The 855-nt window shown below is 55.2% G+C and carries 1 protein-coding gene; it reads right to left on the bottom strand.

The window, feature by feature from the left end:
• Nucleotides 1-645, bottom strand: a 645-nt coding sequence (locus tag HB393_RS24900) for an SDR family NAD(P)-dependent oxidoreductase (protein ID WP_213807928.1), incomplete at its 3' end; no start/stop codon positions are given.
• Nucleotides 646-855 lie beyond the last annotated feature (210 nt).

Raw genomic sequence — 855 nt, 5'->3', positions numbered from 1 at the left:
TGGAATCTTCTGCAGCGAAGCCTTGCTAATCTCCTGAACCTGGTCTTCGGTCAGACCCAGTTTCGTGACGAGCGGGGTGTCGATCATGCCAGGTGACACTGCATTGACGCGGATGTTGCGCGTGATCAACTCTCCCGCTAGTGTGCGGGTGAGCGCCCGGAGAGCAGCCTTGGTCGCAGAGATAAGGGATGTTCCCGGAACACCAACCTGATCGAAGAAGGAGGTTGTGAAGACCACGGCTCCGCCGTCATTGAGGATTGGCAAGGCATGCTTTGCGGTGAAGAAGGCACCACGAATGTTTGTATTGAAAAGTTCATCGAAGAGGGACTCGGAGGTCTCGGCGACGGAGCCGAGTTTCAGGATGCCGGCGTTCGCGAAAAGGACATCCAACTTCTCGTGCTTGCCTTGGAAGGCCTTATACATCGCCTGAATATCTTCGGGCTTGCTGACGTCAGCGCGGATACCAAAGGCGGACGAACCCAGTTGCTTGACGGCCTCGTCAAGAGCAGCCTGATCGCGGCCGACGATTGCGACCGACGCACCTTCTCGGATGAATGCTGCAGCGGTCGCGAGGCCGATGCCGCTGCTTCCACCTGTGATCAATACGGACTTGTTGATGAAGCGACCTGTTTTGTTGGTTGACATAACTAAACTCCTTTCATGATTCGGGGTAGGAAGCGAATTCGCGAAACGCGTAAAAGCTCAACCGCGTTGTAACGGTTCCAGAACTTGCGAACCGTTACAGTAGAGATGGGCGCCGTCTCGTCCGAGATGCAAAAAGATGGAAGTTTTAATCCGGGACTACATGAACGTCTCTGCCGGGGAAGTCCGTCCTCCTGTGGCTTGCGGTTTGTC

It is taken from the genome of Granulicella sp. dw_53, assembly GCF_018449545.1.
Classification (GTDB): domain Bacteria; phylum Acidobacteriota; class Terriglobia; order Terriglobales; family Acidobacteriaceae; genus Edaphobacter.
The sequence above is the reverse complement of the archived record's forward strand: the minus strand, read 5'-3'. Positions and strand labels throughout refer to the sequence as shown.